Source organism: Mesorhizobium comanense (assembly GCF_005503535.1).
GTDB lineage: Bacteria > Pseudomonadota > Alphaproteobacteria > Rhizobiales > Rhizobiaceae > Mesorhizobium > Mesorhizobium comanense.
In genome coordinates, this window is the sequence record NZ_SCNN01000004.1 from 343,441 (window position 1) to 359,574 (window position 16,134).

At 64.5% G+C, this 16,134-nt stretch carries 13 protein-coding genes; 8 read left to right on the forward strand and 5 right to left on the reverse strand.

The window, feature by feature from the left end:
- Positions 1-131: 131 nt before the first annotated feature.
- Positions 132-1,214, reverse strand: coding sequence for a substrate-binding domain-containing protein (locus FFS37_RS10460; protein ID WP_137930856.1), 1,083 nt, complete (start codon positions 1,212-1,214; stop codon positions 132-134).
- A gap of 230 nt (positions 1,215-1,444) precedes the next feature.
- Between FFS37_RS10460 and FFS37_RS10465 the strand changes: the two genes are divergently transcribed.
- A complete protein-coding gene (locus tag FFS37_RS10465) occupies positions 1,445-2,899 on the forward strand; it encodes an aldehyde dehydrogenase family protein (RefSeq protein WP_137930857.1) in 1,455 nt (484 codons plus the stop codon).
- Between the two features lie 106 nt (positions 2,900-3,005).
- Positions 3,006-3,998, forward strand: a complete 993-nt coding sequence (locus FFS37_RS10470; RefSeq protein ID WP_137930858.1) for a methionyl-tRNA formyltransferase — start codon at positions 3,006-3,008, stop codon at positions 3,996-3,998.
- A gap of 32 nt (positions 3,999-4,030) precedes the next feature.
- Here FFS37_RS10470 and FFS37_RS10475 read toward each other — a convergent pair whose 3' ends face one another.
- The 3 genes from FFS37_RS10475 to FFS37_RS10485 all read right to left on the reverse strand — a co-directional run bounded on the left by FFS37_RS10475 (position 4,031) and on the right by FFS37_RS10485 (position 7,007).
- Positions 4,031-5,161, reverse strand: coding sequence for a patatin-like phospholipase family protein (locus FFS37_RS10475; protein WP_137930859.1), 1,131 nt, complete (start codon positions 5,159-5,161; stop codon positions 4,031-4,033).
- A 331-nt stretch (positions 5,162-5,492) separates the two neighbouring features.
- Entirely contained in the window at positions 5,493-5,843 is a 351-nt protein-coding gene (locus FFS37_RS10480) for a hypothetical protein (protein WP_137930860.1), read from the reverse strand.
- Between the two features lie 75 nt (positions 5,844-5,918).
- A complete protein-coding gene (locus FFS37_RS10485) occupies positions 5,919-7,007 on the reverse strand; it encodes a citrate synthase/methylcitrate synthase (protein WP_137930861.1) in 1,089 nt (362 codons plus the stop codon).
- A 91-nt stretch (positions 7,008-7,098) separates the two neighbouring features.
- Between FFS37_RS10485 and FFS37_RS10490 the strand changes: the two genes are divergently transcribed.
- The gene (locus tag FFS37_RS10490; protein WP_137930862.1) at positions 7,099-8,253 is read left to right on the forward strand and encodes a citrate synthase; all 1,155 of its coding nucleotides are present in this window, start codon (positions 7,099-7,101) and stop codon (positions 8,251-8,253) included.
- A gap of 94 nt (positions 8,254-8,347) precedes the next feature.
- Here FFS37_RS10490 and phaR read toward each other — a convergent pair whose 3' ends face one another.
- A complete protein-coding gene (phaR, locus tag FFS37_RS10495) occupies positions 8,348-8,956 on the reverse strand; it encodes a polyhydroxyalkanoate synthesis repressor PhaR (RefSeq protein ID WP_137930863.1) in 609 nt (202 codons plus the stop codon).
- A gap of 296 nt (positions 8,957-9,252) precedes the next feature.
- Here phaR and FFS37_RS10500 point away from each other — a divergent pair, with 296 nt between their 5' ends.
- The 5 genes from FFS37_RS10500 to FFS37_RS10520 all read left to right on the forward strand — a co-directional run bounded on the left by FFS37_RS10500 (position 9,253) and on the right by FFS37_RS10520 (position 15,899).
- A complete protein-coding gene (locus FFS37_RS10500) occupies positions 9,253-10,431 on the forward strand; it encodes an acetyl-CoA C-acetyltransferase (protein WP_137930864.1) in 1,179 nt (392 codons plus the stop codon).
- 124 nt (positions 10,432-10,555) lie between these two features.
- On the forward strand, positions 10,556-11,281 hold the full coding sequence (gene phbB, locus FFS37_RS10505) for an acetoacetyl-CoA reductase (RefSeq protein ID WP_137930865.1): 726 nt from the start codon (positions 10,556-10,558) through the stop codon (positions 11,279-11,281).
- Positions 11,282-11,454: 173 nt separating this feature from the next.
- Positions 11,455-11,640, forward strand: a complete 186-nt coding sequence (locus FFS37_RS10510) for a hypothetical protein (protein ID WP_137930866.1) — start codon at positions 11,455-11,457, stop codon at positions 11,638-11,640.
- 346 nt (positions 11,641-11,986) lie between these two features.
- Positions 11,987-15,439: a helicase-related protein gene (locus tag FFS37_RS10515; RefSeq protein ID WP_137930867.1), complete on the forward strand. Its 3,453-nt coding sequence runs from the start codon at positions 11,987-11,989 to the stop codon at positions 15,437-15,439.
- A gap of 73 nt (positions 15,440-15,512) precedes the next feature.
- Entirely contained in the window at positions 15,513-15,899 is a 387-nt protein-coding gene (locus FFS37_RS10520) for an RNA-binding S4 domain-containing protein (protein WP_137930868.1), read from the forward strand.
- The last annotated feature ends 235 nt before the right edge of the window (positions 15,900-16,134 follow it).

Here is a 16,134-nt window from a genome sequence, read left to right on the forward strand (position 1 = left end):
GATCAGCGTCAAAGCTTAAGCAGTCGACTTGCGGCAGTACCGCACCGTATACTTCAGCACATCGGTGGCAGCAGGCGTCAGCATGATGAAACATTCCGCACACGCCAAGGTTGTCACCTCGGCGGGCGGCCCTAAGCCCATTCCGATTTCCGGAACACCTCGCCGATGGTCTTGATCGATCCGGCATCCTTCACGCGGTAGCCTGGCAGTTGCGATATGGCGGCATGGAATTCCTCGCCGCGCATGATCGACAGCACCCTCTGCACGGCTTCGACCTCCAGTATCTGCTTCTTGCAGACGAAGAAATAATCTTCCGTCAGCACCCGCACGAAATCGAGCCCGAACTGCCGCGCCGCGGCCTCCACGCCGAAGGCCACGTCGGCCAGGTCGCTGGCGACATAGGCGGCGACCGCGGCATGGGTGAACTCGGAATGCTCATAGCCGTTGATGCGCGTGCCATCGAGCCCGTGCTGCGCCAGCAATTGCTCGAACAGCAATCGGGTGCCGGAATCCGGATCGCGGTTGACGAAGCGGATCGACGGATCAAGCAGGCGCTCCAGCGAGGTGATGCCGAGCGGATTGCCGCGCCTGACCATGAGGCCCATTTCACGGGTCACGAAGCTGATGACGCGGTGCATGCTCGGCGTCAGCCAGCCCTTGCTGGCGGCGATCGCCCGTTTGCGCAACTCGCCCTGCGGCAGATGCAGGCCGGCGAGGTCGCAGCCGTCATGGGCAAGCGAGGCCAGCGAGTTCTGGTTGCTGATATAGCGGAAGTCGACGCCGATATCGGGCTCGCGGCTGAGTATCTCGCGCAGTTTCGGCACCGCGAAACCGTGGCTGGCATGGACCCGCAGAACCAGCGGGCCGTGCGGCAGCATCTGGTTGATCTCGGTCTCGAGTTCCTGCGACAGATTCTGCAGCAAGGGCCGCAGCCGCGCCTCCAGCCGCTGCCCGGCCCAGACCAGTTTGTCGCCGAACGGCGTCAGACTGGTGCCGCTGCCCTGCTTGCGCACCACCAGCGGCATGTTGAAGAACTCGGACCATTTCTCGATGAGGTTCCAGGCGTGCCGATAGGAGATGCGCGCCTTGTCGGCTGCGGACGTGATCTTTCCCGTCGCCCGTATCTCGGCGAGGAAATCCAGCATGATCTGCAACGACTGCGCGTCCTCGCGCCGCCGGAAGCGCCATACCGGATCGATTTCGATCTGGATCACAACCGTCTCCTCCCGGGAAGGGGCTCGCATCGGATCATAAATATGAACTCACAATCATATCTACGATCAGCCTCAGATAGGAACCATTCTTCATATCTCTGCCTGTTATCATAGGCAATAAATATCATATTCCCAATGATTTGCCGCGAACGTACGTTCCGTTGCGACAGCGCACGTCGTGGCAGTATCCGCCAGATATGCATTTTGGTTCATATATGGGAAACACTCACATGCTCACCCGCGCTTCCGACCAGACGCACAATCTCCTGATCGACGGGCGGCGCGTGTCCGCCTTGTCCGGCCGCACCTTCGACACGGTGAACCCTGCCACGGGCGAAGTGATCGCCAAGGTCGCCGAGGCGGGTGCCGACGACATCGACGCCGCCGTGCGCTCGGCGCGGGCTGCGTTCGAAGGGCCATGGAAGCGCATGCGCGCCGCCGATCGCGGCCAGTTGATGCTCAAGCTCGCCGAGCTGATCCGCAGGGACGAGGACGAACTGGTCAGTCTGGAGAGCATCGATTCCGGCAAGCCGGTTTCGGCCATCCGCCGCCAGGACCTACCCGCGGTCATCGACACGCTGACCTATTACGCAGGCATGGCCGACAAGATAAACGGCCAGGTCATCCCGGCCCGCACCGATGCCTTGACCTACACGGTGCGCGAACCGCTGGGCGTCGTGGCCGCGATCATCCCGTGGAACTTCCCGCTGATGATCGGCATGTGGAAGATCGCGCCGGCGCTCGCCTGCGGCTGCACCGTCGTGCTGAAGCCAGCCGAGATCACGCCGCTGACGGCCCTCAAGATCGGCGAACTTGCCCTGGAAGCCGGTTTCCCCGCGGGCGTCCTCAATGTCGTTCCCGGCTTCGGCAAGGTCGCCGGCCAGGCGCTGGTCGATCACCCCGATGTGGACAAGATCACCTTCACCGGCTCGCCGGTCGTCGGCCGCCAGATCCTGCAAGGCGCTTCCGGGAATCTGAAGCGGGTCACGCTGGAACTCGGCGGCAAGTCCGCCAACATCATCTTCCCCGACGCTGACCTCGACGCCGCGGTCAAGGCGGCCGGCTCCGGCATCTTCTTCAACACCGGGCAGGTCTGCTCGGCCGGCTCGCGCATTCTCGCCCATGAATCGGTCTATGACGAGGTCGTCCAACGCCTCGCCGCGCGTGCCGAATCCACCCGCATCGGCAATCCGCAGGAGACCTCGACGGCGATGGGCCCGCTTGTCTCCGAAGTGCAGATGAAGCGCGTGCTCGACTATATCGAGATCGGCCGCAAGGAAGGCGCCACGGTGGTCACCGGCGGCAGCCGCCATGGCGATGTCGGCTACTTCGTCAAGCCGACCGTGTTCGCCGATGTCGAGCACCAGATGCGCATCTCGCAGGAAGAGATCTTCGGGCCAGTCGCGACCGTCATCAAGTTCACCGACGAGGCGGATGCGCTGCGCCTCGCCAACGGCACCGTCTACAGCCTGGCGGCCGGCGTCTGGAGCAGCGATATCGGACGCGTCCACCGCTTCGCCCGGGAGCTGAAGGCAGGCACGGTCTGGGTCAATACCTATGGCCCGACCGACATCCGCCTGCCCTGGGGCGGGTCACGCGATTCCGGCTTCGGCCGCGAACACGGCGACGCCGCCATCGAGAACTTCACCGAACAGAAGGTCGTCTGGATCCAGACCGGCAAGTGATACGCCCGCCGGCCTGAACCTTCCTATTCCCCAACCAGCCCAACCTTCGCGGCCACCGGTCGACGAGGGCACGGCGAAACTTTGCCCAGCAACAGGATATCGGATCATGCGTCTTGCAATCATCGGACAGCAGGCCTTCGGCAAAAGTGTGCTTGAGGCCTTCCTCGCCCGTGGCGATGAAATCGCCGGCGTCTTCTGTGCCCCCGAAAAGCCCGGCTCCAGGCCGGATCCGCTTCGCCTTGCCGCCGAGGAACGCGGGCTGAAACTGTTCCAGTTGCCGAGCCTCAAGGGCGAGGCCGCCGAGACCGCGCTGCGCGAACTCGATGTTGAGCTGGCTGTGATGGCCTATGTCCTGCAGTTCGCCCCGCAGACCTTCGTCAACATTCCCAAGCACGGCACCATCCAGTATCACCCCTCGCTGCTGCCGAAATACCGGGGCCCGAGCTCGATCAACTGGCCGCTGATCAAGGGCGACAGCCAGACCGGCCTGACCATTTTCCGTCCGACCGACGGCCTCGACGAGGGTCCGGTGCTGTTGCAGGTGACGGTTGGCATCGGTCCGGAAGACACTCTCGCCACGGTCTATTTCGACCGGCTTTTCCCGCTCGGTGTCCAGGCCATGCTCGATGCCGCCGATCTCGTCGTCTCCGGCAGGCACCAGGAAATCGCCCAGGACGAATCCCAGGCGAGTTATGAAGGCTGGTGCAAGGACGCCGAGGCGAAGATCAACTGGAACAGCCATATCGACACCATCCACAACCTCATTCGCGGCTGCGATCCGGCGCCCGGCGCCTGGACGACGGTGGATGGCGAGAAAATCCGCCTGTTCGAGGTCAGGAAGCACGTGGCGCGCAAGTTCGCCGACGTGGTCGGCAAGCCGGGCGAAATCAGCTGGGTCGGCGAGAAGAGCCTGCAGGTCACCGTCCAGGGTGGCAATCTGGAAATCTTCAAGGTGCGCACCGAGGCCGGAGCAAAGATGTCCGGCGCCGAGTTCGCGAAGTCGAAGGGCCTGCTGGCCGGTTCGAAACTGGGAACCGACGCCCCTGCTGCAAAGCCTGCAGCCCCCGCCAAGGCCGAGAAGGACGTCGCCGACGCCTGATCGCCATGCAATGACAGCGGGCGCCGGCGGGCTCAGGCCCGGCGGCGCTCGGCTTCCGGATTCTTGCGTACGGCGAGGAATTCCTTCACCCGCCGACCGGGTGCGGGACCGCGCACCGGCTTGAAGCCGTCATCGAGCTCGCCGGAGAGATCAAGCGTCGGCCGCTTGCCGACGGCATCGTAATTCTCTTCCAGCCAATCGCTGGCGGCGGTGCGGCCAAGATCCCTGAGATAGCTCAGGAAAGCCCATTCGGCATTCACCTTCGACGACGCCGACAGATCCTTGAACGCCTCGTCGGCATCGATACGGTGCATGCGGATGTCGCGATATTCGCCGCGCGGCAGGCGGCCGGCGGCGATCAGTTCCTTGACGAAGGCGATCGAGCGGAATTCGCGCAGCAGTCCCGCGTTGAAGGTGATCTCGTCGATGCGGTTCTGGATCTCGTTGGCGCTTCTGGGCGTGCCTTCGCGCACCACCGGGTTGATCTGCACCAGGAGAACATCCTCGGTCGCCGCCGTCTTGAAGAACGGATAGAGCGCCGGATTGCCGCCATAGCCTCCGTCCCAGTAGGGCACGCCCTTGATCTCGACGGCGCGGAAGAGCTGCGGCAGGCAGGCCGAGGCCATCACCGTGTCGAGGTCGATCTCGCCATCGGAGAACACACGCAACTGCCCTGTCTCGACATTGGTGGCGGAGATGAACAGTTCCATCGACTTGCAGGCGCGGACATTGCCGAAATCGATCTGCTGCTGGACCACGTCGCGCAGCGGATTGAGCCCGAGCGGGTTGGCGACATAGGGCGAGAACACCCGCGACATGGTGTCGAAGAAGACGTAGCCCGGCGTGTTCTCGATCGACCAGTTGCCCCAGGCGACATCCCAAGGCATGCGCTGCACCGGGCTGAACCGGCCTTTCGCCGCCACGGCGCGCCAGAAATCCTCCAGCTTCCGCCGCGCGCCGTCGACGCCGCCGCGCATGAACCCATCGGCCAGCGCCACCGCGTTCATGGCGCCGGCGCTGGTGCCGGACACCGCGGCGATCTCCAGCCTGCCATCCTCCAGCAGGCGGTCGAGCACGCCCCAGGAGAAGGCGCCATGCGAGCCGCCTCCCTGAAGCGCGATGTTGATCTTCTTCTTTTCCTCCGCCTTGCCGTTCTTGGTCATGGCGTTCCTGTCATCCTGATGCGCCGGCCTGCCCCAACGTCATTGAAAGATGCAGCTGCCGGCGATCTATGTTGCAGTGCAGCATATAGGGACGGACCAAGGCAAGAACACGAACACCGTCGCGTGATCACATGAAATTTCGATCGTAAAGAAAAGCCCGCGTCGAAGCGGGCTGCGTCAACCGAAACAGGCTTGAGCAATTCCAGGAAAAGTGCGTAGCGGTTTTCCCCGGAGAAGCGCGAAGCGCTTCCCCTTGGGAATTGCGTAAAAACAAAGGCTTAGAGCGGTTCGGCGATCCCGTGAAACGCTGAGCCGCGCTAGGAGCCTCGGATCAGACCGTCCAGGTCCAGTCGATCGGGTAGTTGAAGATCGGGGTGAACGTCACGCCGACCGCCTCCATATCTCTACGACCGTCGACGACCATCTCCTTCAGTCGGTCCAGCTGTGCCGCATGCTCGTCGGTGTCCCAGACACTAACTTGAACGATCGAGCCCTTCGGCGAGAGGCCCGCATAGAAGTGTAGGAGCCCCGGCAGCCGTCTGATGGCCGGGATTATGTATTCCGAGGTTTTCTTGCTCGCGGCGTCGACTTCGGCGAACCGGTTCGGGTCGAAGCCGGCGCGCGAGACGCGGACGACGGCGGTTGCAGGCAATGACTCGGCCATGGTGATTCTTTCAGGCATAGGGATCTCCTCGCAGTTACACCGTGATGTAACATCCGTGTACAACAACCGGAGCGCCCTGACCTTCCTGATGTTCTAGGCAACCAGCTCCGGCACCGGTCCGACATAGCGTGATTGCGGGCGGATCAGCCTGCCGGTGGTCTGCTGCTCGCGCGCATGGGCGACCCAGCCGGCGACACGCCCGGCGGCGAAGACATTGCTGAAAGCCTGTGGCGGAAAACCAGACGCCTCCAGCACGAGCGCGGTGTAGAACTCGACATTGGTCTGCAGCGCGCGCTGCGGCTTGGCGATCCGGAGCACTTCCAGCGCGGTTTGTTCGACCGTCTCCGCGAAAGCCAGCCGGCGGCCCGCTGCACCCTCGCCGCCAAGCTTTCGCACCACCGCCTTCAGCACATCGGCGCGCGGGTCGCGCACCCGGTAGATGCGGTGGCCGAAGCCCATGATGCGCCTGCCTTGCGCGATCTCGTCGCGCAGCCAGCCGGCGGCATCGCTATGCGCCGCGATGGCGTCGAGCATCTCGATCACCGGCCCGGGCGCGCCGCCATGCAACGGCCCCTTCAGCGCGCCAAGCCCGGCCAGCACCGACGATGTCAGCCCGGCCAGTGTCGACGCGACGACGCGGGTGGCGAAGGTCGAGGCGTTGAGTCCGTGATCGCAGACGGTCACCAGATAGGTATCGAGTGCCTTTGCCAGGGCCGGCGACGGGGCGGACCCCTTGAGCATCCTCAACATGTCGGCGGCATGCTCGACCTTGCCGTCCGGCGCGATCGGCTGCTCGCCGCGCCGCAGGCGCAGCAAGGCGGGCGTTAGCACCGAGGGTGCCGCGATCAGCAGCAACGCATCCGCCAGCGTCTCGCCATCGGGCAACAGGGCCATGCCGGCGCGCATGCCGCTGTAGATTTCGAGCGGCGCCAGCACGGCCAGCGAAGGCTGAAGCCGCTCGAACACCGCGACGCGAGCCTTGCCCAATCGGGCCGCAAATTCGGCTTCACCAGGAAGATCGTCGAAGAAGCCGTCGAGCAGAAGGCGCACCACTTGAGGAAAGCTCCACCGTCCAGCCAGTTCCGGGAGGGAATGGCCGCGGATCGTCAGGCGTCCGCCCAGGCCGTCCACATCGGACAGCACGGTTTCCGCCGCCACCACATCATCGAGCCCATTCGCCATGATCTGTCTCCTTGAAGCTTTTCCAGCGTCGAGATAAGGCTAGGCAATACATGCATCAATCTTGATCAATAGAATCAATATCAGGATCCAAATGTCCGAATGGCTGTCGCGGGAAGAGGCACTGGAACGGCTCAAGGTGCGGCCGCAGACGCTCTATGCCTATGTCAGCCGTGGCCGCATCGGCATGCGCCCTGACCACGCCGATCCGCGCCGCAGCGAATATCGCGCCGATGACATCGCGGCCCTGGCGACCCGCCGGGCGCGCGGACGCAGCCCCTCGGCAATAGCCGAGAGCGCCATTGCCTGGGGCGAGCCGTCAATCGTCACAGCGATTTCGACCGTCTGGCACGGCCAGCTCATCTATCGCGGCCAGGATGCCGCGGTACTCAGCGAGCATGCCACGCTGGAGGAAACCGCGGCCCTGCTCTGGGCCATGCCCCAACCGGCCCGTTTCGAAGCGCCGTTGCCGGATGCGCCGCTTCAGTTCGGCCGTGCTTCGGCCTTCGCGCAACTCGCCATGCTTGCCGGTCAGGAACGGCCTTCGCTTGGACGAAGTGCTGCCTCGCTGTGCGCCGACGCCGCGCGCGCAATCGGCGTGCTGGTCGGCGCCCTCGGCGCCTCGGCAGGGACTGATCCGCTGCATCGGCGATTGGCGCGGGGATGGTCGGTTGGTGATGACGTCGCCGACGCGATCCGCCGCGCTCTGGTCCTGCTCGCCGATCACGAGCTCAACGCATCGACCTTCGCGGCGCGCGTCGCGGCCTCGACCGGCGCTTCGCCCGCCGCATGCCTCATGGCTGGCCTGGCGACATTGTCCGGACCCCGGCACGGCGGCGCTGGCGAAGCGGTGATGCATCTGGCGGAGGATGCGGCGCGGCATGGCGCCGAGGCGGCGATCCGGCGTTGGCTCGGCCATGACCGGCCCTTACCGGGTTTTGGCCATCAGCTCTACCCCGAGGGCGACCCCCGGGCCACGGCGCTTCTGGCGGCAATCGGCAACAGCGACGAGACATTGCAGTCGCTGGAGGCCGCCGCCATCGCCGCGACCGGCGCGCGCCCGAACATAGATTTCGCACTCGCCGTGCTGACGCGCGGTCTCGGCCTGCCGCGCGACGCGCCCTTCCAGCTGTTCGCTCTAGGACGCAGCGTCGGCTGGGCCGCGCACATTGTCGAACAGATCATGAGCGGCAACATCATCAGACCGCGCGGCCGTTATGATGGATTGCTGCCGCCGACTGATCGCTAATGCATGTCGCGCAAAAGTGACCTCGGTTTTGCGACGACGACATGCATCAGACAATGACCTAAAGTGCGTCGCTCACGCGACGCGCTTTAGGCTGTCACGACATCGTGTCGAGCTTGCGCTGCATGGCCGCGATCTGATCCTTCAGCTGCTGCAGATCATCGGGCTTTTCGGGCGCTTCCTTGCGGGCCGGCTCGGCGGGAGGCGCGGCAGTCGCCGGGGCCGTGGGCGGGAACGGCGTGAACAGCCGCATCGCATTCTGGAACATTTCCATGTTGCGCCGCGTCTGCTCTTCCAGCGCCTTCATCGGCGTCGCCATCTTCATGACATCGAGCGGCGACTTGCCGATGGCGCCCTTCATCTGCTCACGAAACCGCTCCTGCTCCTTGGAGAAGGCGATCATCGACTGTTCGAGAAAGCTCGGCACGATCATCTGCATCTGGTCGCCATAGAAGGCGATCAGCTGGCGCAGGAATGGGATCGGCAACATGTTCTGCCCATCCTTGTTCTCCAGTTCGAAAATGATCTGGGTCAGCACCGGATGCGTGATGTCGTCGCCGGTCTTGGCGTCCTGAACGGTGAATTCCTCGCCCTTCTTGACCATTTCGGCGAGGTCCTCGAGCGTCACATAGGTGCTCGTCCCCGTATTGTAGAGGCGGCGGTTGGCGTATTTCTTGATAATGATCGGATCGTCTTTTGCGGCCATCTGCATCCTCCCCGGACACCGGCGCGCCTGAGTAAGCTGCCGGTAACGATTGCGCCCTTTTTGAGGATATGCGCAAAAGCCTCATAATTCCAAGCAGTTTGTGCAGTGCGGGATCACATAATGCTGCATAGCAGGCAAAATATGCTGCGCAGCAACGCCCGGCCTGCCGGCATCGCAATGCGCGGTCTGCTCGGCGTGCATGGGCGCCATGCCGATTTCCGGTTTGACTTGGGGTTTGGAACGGGCAAGAAAAGTCCTCAACGACCGAACGACACCCTTGAAGTCTGGAGAAGAAAATGTCCGCTTCCATCGTCATTGCCAGCGCCGCGCGCACCGCCGTCGGCTCGTTCAACGGCGCGTTTGCCGCCACGCCGGCGCATGAACTCGGCGCCGTCGTCGTCAGGGAGTTGCTGGCACGCGCCGGCGTCGAGGCCGCCGAGGTCGACGAGGTGATCCTCGGCCAGGTCCTGACCGCGGCTCAGGGACAGAACCCGGCCCGCCAGGCCTCGATCCTTGCCGGCCTGCCCATCGAAACCACCGCCTGGGGCCTCAACCAGGTCTGCGGCTCGGGCCTGCGCGCCATCGCGCTCGGCATGCAGCAGATCGCCACCGGCGACGCCAAGGTGATCGTCGCCGGCGGCCAGGAATCGATGTCGCTGTCGCCGCACGCCGAGCATCTTCGCGCCGGCGTCAAGATGGGCGACTACAAGATGATCGACACCATGATCAAGGACGGACTCTGGGACGCCTTCAACGGCTACCACATGGGTAACACCGCCGAGAACGTCGCCCGCCAGTTCCAGATCACCCGCGACGACCAGGACCAGTTCGCGCTGGCGTCCCAGAACAAGGCCGAGGCCGCGCAGAAGGCCGGCAAGTTCAAGGACGAAATCGTTGCCTTCACCATCAAGGGCAAGAAGGGCGACACCATTGTCGATCAGGATGAATATATCCGTCATGGCGCGACCCTCGACGCCATGACCAAGCTGAAGCCCGCTTTCGACAAGGACGGCACGGTGACCGCCGCCAACGCTTCCGGCATCAATGACGGCGCGGCCGGCGCACTGCTGATGAGCGAAGCCGAAGCCACAAGGCGCGGCATTACCCCGCTGGCGCGCATCGCCTCCTGGGCAACCGCTGGTGTCGATCCCTCGATCATGGGCACCGGCCCGATCCCGGCCTCCAAGCGCGCCCTGGAAAAGGCCGGCTGGTCGGTCGGCGATCTCGACCTTGTCGAGGCCAACGAAGCCTTCGCGGCGCAGGCCTGCGCCGTCAACAAGGGCATGGGCTGGGATCCCTCCATCGTCAACGTCAATGGCGGCGCCATCGCCATCGGCCATCCGATCGGCGCTTCCGGCGCCCGTGTCTTCAACACGCTGGTTTACGAGATGCGCCGCCGCGGCGCTAAAAAGGGCCTCGCCACGCTCTGCATCGGCGGCGGCATGGGCGTCGCCATGTGCGTGGAAGCGCTCTGAAAGAGAAGTGAGTAGTCATTAGGGAGTAGCGAATAGGGAAGAATGGCTTCAGTGCTGCGGGAGATGAAATCCCTACTCACTATTGGCTACTCCCTATCCCCTATCCCGACCAAAGGGAGGACATATGACCAAGGTTGCAATCGTCACCGGTGGATCGCGCGGCATCGGCGCCGCCATCTCGATCGCGCTGAAGAAGGCCGGTTATTCGGTCGCCGCGAACTATGCAGGCAATGATGACGCGGCCGCGAAGTTCAAGGCGGAGACGGGCATCCCGGTCTACAAATGGTCGGTCGCCGACTATGACGCCTGCGCCGCCGGCATCAGACAGGTAGAGGCCGATCTCGGCCCGGTCGCGGTGCTGGTCAACAACGCCGGCATCACCCGCGACGCCATGTTCCACAAACTGACGCGCGAGCAGTGGAAAGAGGTCATCGACACCAACCTGTCGGGCGTCTTCAACATGACACACCCCTTGTGGGGCGGCATGCGCGACCGCAAGTTCGGCCGCGTCATCACCATTTCCTCGATCAACGGCCAGAAGGGCCAGGCCGGCCAGGTCAACTATTCCGCTGCCAAGGCCGGCGACATAGGCTTCTCGAAGGCGCTCGCCCAGGAAGGGGCGCGCGCTGGCATCACGGTCAATGTCATCTGCCCCGGCTACATCGCCACCGAGATGGTCAAGGCGATCGACGAGAAGGTGCTCAACGAACGCATCCTGCCGCAGATCCCCGTCGGCCGCCTTGGCGAACCGGAAGAGATCGCGCGCTGCGTCGTCTTCCTCGCGTCGGAAGAAGCCGGCTTCATCACAGGTTCGACACTCACGGCCAATGGTGGCCAGTACTTCGCCTGAAACGGCCAACGGTCTCAGGCTGTGACGAACGGACCGGGAAACTGGTCCGTTTTCATTTGATACCAGGCGCACCGAATACCTTGCCACGGCGCTATGCTCCAATCCGGCACGCAAAGGTTAACGGCGTGATCGCCGCCTTTTGAGAACCCTGTGGGCAAGCCTGTGGATTGTCGGTGGATAAGCTGTTGGCAACACAACATATTGACGGAACAAAAGGAGAAAATGGCGACGGCGCCGGTTTGTCGCCGATTCGTTCCGGCTTTGAGCGCAATGTTAACGTTACCCGCCTGAATCAGACCCGATTTCTTAACGCACAATTCAAAAAGATTAACAATTTCATAATCTTGAGGAGCAGCTGATGACACGCTCCAGTCGTTTTCCGGCGAAGGTTAACTGCACAGGCGGCCCTGCATAAAACGGGCCAGTTCGACGATTCAGCATGTGGTGAGACTCATCGTCATAGAATCCATATGTAGCCGTGAACAAAAGCTGAATCCTTGGGAGTCAGCGATTCGTCGCCGATTCGTTCCAGACTCGTTCCAACTGTTAAGCGCTGGCTGATTTGCGGATTGACCAAGCCACCTTCAGACCCGTCTGGAACATTCCACTTTCGCTTCGCGCCCGAAATCCCTATGTGTCGCCTGTCACACGCCGTCCAGGGCGCGCTCCCGACAACAAGAGGCCAGAAGCCTTATTTCCGAGCCGATGAACATTCAGCCCAAACACACCGAGCCGCTGATCCTGTCGGGCCGCGACGTCACCGCCGTGCTGGGACCGACCAACACCGGCAAGACCCATCTCGCCATCGAACGCATGGTGGCGCACGAAACCGGCGTCATCGGGCTGCCGCTGCGGCTTCTGGCACGCGAGGTCTACGGCCGCGTCTGTGAGAAGGTCGGCGCCCACAAGGTCGCGCTGATCACCGGCGAGGAGAAGATCCAGCCGCCGGGGGCCAAATATTCGGTCTGCACCGTCGAGGCCATGCCGCGTGAGACCGACGCCGCCTTCGTCGCCATCGACGAGGTGCAACTCGCCGGAGACCTCGAGCGCGGCCACATCTTCACCGACCGCATCCTGCATCTGCGCGGCCGCCAGGAAACGCTGCTGTTGGGCGCGGCCACCATGCACGGCATCCTGCAGCGCCTGCTGAAGGGCGTCTCGGTGGTGACCCGTCCACGCCTGTCGCATTTGGCCTATGCCGGTTCCAAGAAATTGACCCGCCTGCCGCGCCGGACCGCGATCGTCGCCTTCTCGGCCGACGAGGTCTACGCCATCGCCGAACTGATCCGCCGCCAGCAAGGTGGCGCCGCCGTCGTGCTCGGCGCCCTCTCGCCCCGCACCCGCAACGCGCAGGTGGCCCTCTTCCAGTCGGGCGATGTCGACTACCTCGTCGCCACCGACGCCATCGGCATGGGCCTTAACCTCGATCTCGACCATGTCGCCTTCGCCCAGAACCGCAAGTTCGACGGCTATCAGTACCGCAATCTGACTGCAGCCGAACTCGGCCAGATCGCGGGGCGTGCCGGTCGGCACCTGCGCGACGGCACGTTCGGCGTAACAGGCCAGGTCGATCCGCTCGACGAGGATCTGGTCAAGAAGATCGAAGGCCACGACTTCGACCCGGTGAAGGTGCTGCAATGGCGCACCGCCCGGTTCGACTTCACCAGCCTCGACGCGCTGAAGCGCTCGATCGAGACCAACGCCCCGGTCGAGGGACTGACCCGCGCGTTGCCGGCCGTCGATGCCCAGGCGCTCGAATATCTGTCGCGCGACGAAGAAATCCGTTCGCTTGCCACCGATGCCAAACGCGTGGCTCTGTTGTGGGAGGCTTGCGCGCTGCCGGACTACCGCAAGATCGCGCCCGCGCAGCATGCCGATCTCATCGCCTCGATCTACATGGACCTTGCCCGCCACGGCCATGTCGACGAGAACTACATGGCCGAGCAGGTGCGCCGCGCCGACACCACCGAGGGTGACATCGACACGCTGTCGCACCGTATTGCGCAGATACGCACCTGGACATTCGTGTCGAACCGGCCCGGCTGGCTGGCCGATCAGGCACACTGGCAGGAAAAGACGCGCGAAATCGAAGACAGACTGTCGGATGCGCTGCATGAACGGTTGACGAAACGCTTCGTAGACCGCAGGACTTCCGTCCTCATGCGGCGCCTTAGAGAAAATACCATGCCTGAAGCCGAAATCAGTCCTACCGGAACCGTCCTTGTCGAAGGCCACCATGTCGGCGAATTGCAGGGGTTCCGCTTCACTGCCGACCAGACCGCCGGCGGCGAAGACGCCAAGGCCGTGCGCACCGCCGCGCAAAAGGCGCTCGCCGCCGAATTCGAGGCGCGCGCCGAACGCTTCGGCGCCTGCCCCAATGGCGACCTGGCGCTTGGCTCGGATGGCGTCTTGCGCTGGATCGGCGCGCCGATCGGCACGCTGGTGTCGGGCGAGGACGCGCTGAAGCCGCGCCTCGTGCTGCTCGCCGACGAACAGTTGACCGGCCCCGCGCGTGATAAGGTCGCCGTCCGCGCCGAACGGTTCGTCAATTTCCAGATCGAGTCGTTGCTGAAGCCCTTGGTCGATTTGAAGGGTGCCGAGCAGATCTCGGGCATCGGCCGGGGCATCGCCTTCCAACTGGTTGAGAATTTCGGCCTTATCAACCGCCGCGACATAGCCGAGGAGATGAAGTCGCTCGACCAGGAGGGTCGTGCCGCACTTCGCCGGCTCGGTGTGCGCTTTGGCGCCTATCACGTGTTCGTGCCGTCATTGATCAAGCCGGCTCCCGCCGGTCTGGTGACGCTGCTGTGGGCGCTCAAGAACGACGGCAAGGACAAGCCGGGCTTCGGCGATGTCGTCCACGCGCTGGCGTCCGGCCGCACCTCCGTCGTCATCGATCCGGCCTTCGACAAGGCCTTCTACAAGCTTGCTGGCTACCGCAATCTCGGCCGCCGCGCGGTGCGCATCGACATTCTGGAGCGGCTAGCCGACCTGATCCGCCCGGCGACCAACTGGAAGCCCGGCCTCGGCCAGCGCCCGGACGGCGCCTATGACGGCCAGTCCTTCATGGTGACGCCGCCGATGATGTCGATCCTCGGCGCCACCGCCGACGACATGGAAGAGATCCTGAAAGGCCTGGGCTATCGCGCCGAGCCGAAGCCGGCGGCCGAGGTCAAGGCGCGGATCGAGGCGCAGGACACCGCCGCGCGCGAAGCCGCGGCGGCCAAACTCGCGGCCGAAGAGGCCGCACGCGCCGAGCAGGCCAAGGCAGCCGAAGCCGCTGCATCGGAAGCGGTCGTCGAGACGGCAGTCGAGGGTTCGGAACCGGGCGCTGTTGCCGCGGAGACCACCGGCGACGTTCCCGCTGGAGCCATCGCGGAAGAGACGCCGGAGCCTGTCACGGAAGAGCAGCCGGAAGCTGCGGCCGAAGTTGAGCCTGCAACGCAGGCTGCCGCAGAAGCCGCTAGTGAATCTGCTCCCGAGCCAGAGGCGGAAACGATCGCTGAAGTCACCGTCGCCGAAGGCGCCGACGCCCTCACCTCCCCCTCGATGGGGGAGGTCGCGGCGCGAAGCGACGCGGGTGGGGGTGATGGCGCTGACGATTCAGGCAGTGCTGACGATACCGCCGCGCCCCCCACCCCGGCGCTGCGCGCCGACCCTCCCCACGAGGGGGAGGGTGAAGTGGCCGAGGCGCCCAAGCCTATCTTGCTGTGGCGCCAGGGCCGTTTCGAACAGCGACCCCGTCACCATGAAGGCCGCAACAATCGCCAGCGCAACGGACAGGCGCGCGGACGCAGCAATGCGCCGGCCGAGGCCGGTGGCGCACAGACGGCGGGCGCCCCCGGCGAACGCCCCGCTCATGAGGCGCGCCGTGACGGCGCCGGCAAGCCGCGCTTCGACCGCTCCAAGTTCAAGCCCAAGCCGCAGGGCGAAGGCGAACAGCGCCGTGACGGCCGCCCGCAAGGCGAGCGTCCCGATCGCCGCGAGGGCCGCCCGGACTGGAAGGGTGGCAGGCCGGACGGCAAAGGCCCCGATCGGGGCAAGGGCGGCGGAAAGCCCGCCTTCCAGCCCAAGCCGCGCGAGGAGCGCCCGGCGCGCTTCGATCCGGACTCGCCCTTCGCCAAGCTCGCCGCCCTGCGCGACCAGCTGAAGAAGTAGTGCATGCTGCCCGGAAGCGGACAAAAGCCAGAAGCGCGTCGCAGACGCGACACGCTTTAGGCCCGGCGTTTCGATGGTCGCGGAAGGCCGCCAGCGCATCGACAAATGGCTGTTCTTTTCGCGCGCGGTGAAATCGCGCTCGCTGGCGGCGAAACTGGTGGTCGCCGGCCGGGTGCGCATCAATCGCGACAAAGCAGCGCAGGCCTCCGATCTGGTCAAGCCCGGAGACGTGCTGACGATCACGCTCGACCAGCGCATCTTCATCTGGAAGGTGGTCGCCGCCGGCACGCGGCGCGGCCCTGCGGAGGAAGCCCGCACCCTCTACGAGGATATCTCGCCACCGCCCGCGCCAAAGGGCGAGGCCCTTCCCGATGCGGTCCCGGCACTGCGCGAGGCGGGCTCTGGCCGCCCGACAAAGAAAGAGCGCCGCCAGACCGACCGCCTGTTCGACGAGAACTGAGGCTCATCGCTCCGCGACCGGCAACGTTTGGCGCGACCGTGGCGAACGCGGGCCGGGGCTCAATCCGGCAAACAAGATATTCCGGGAATGGCAAAGGCCCCCTACCGTGGCTTGCGGCATGAAATTCCATTTCATGAACGCCGGCGCCGGCGGGCACAGCCGCCCTTGCAAGCGGCGGATAAAGGCGTTACCTCACGGAAAAAGCCCAATAAAGCTGGGACGTCCCGGAGCCGAC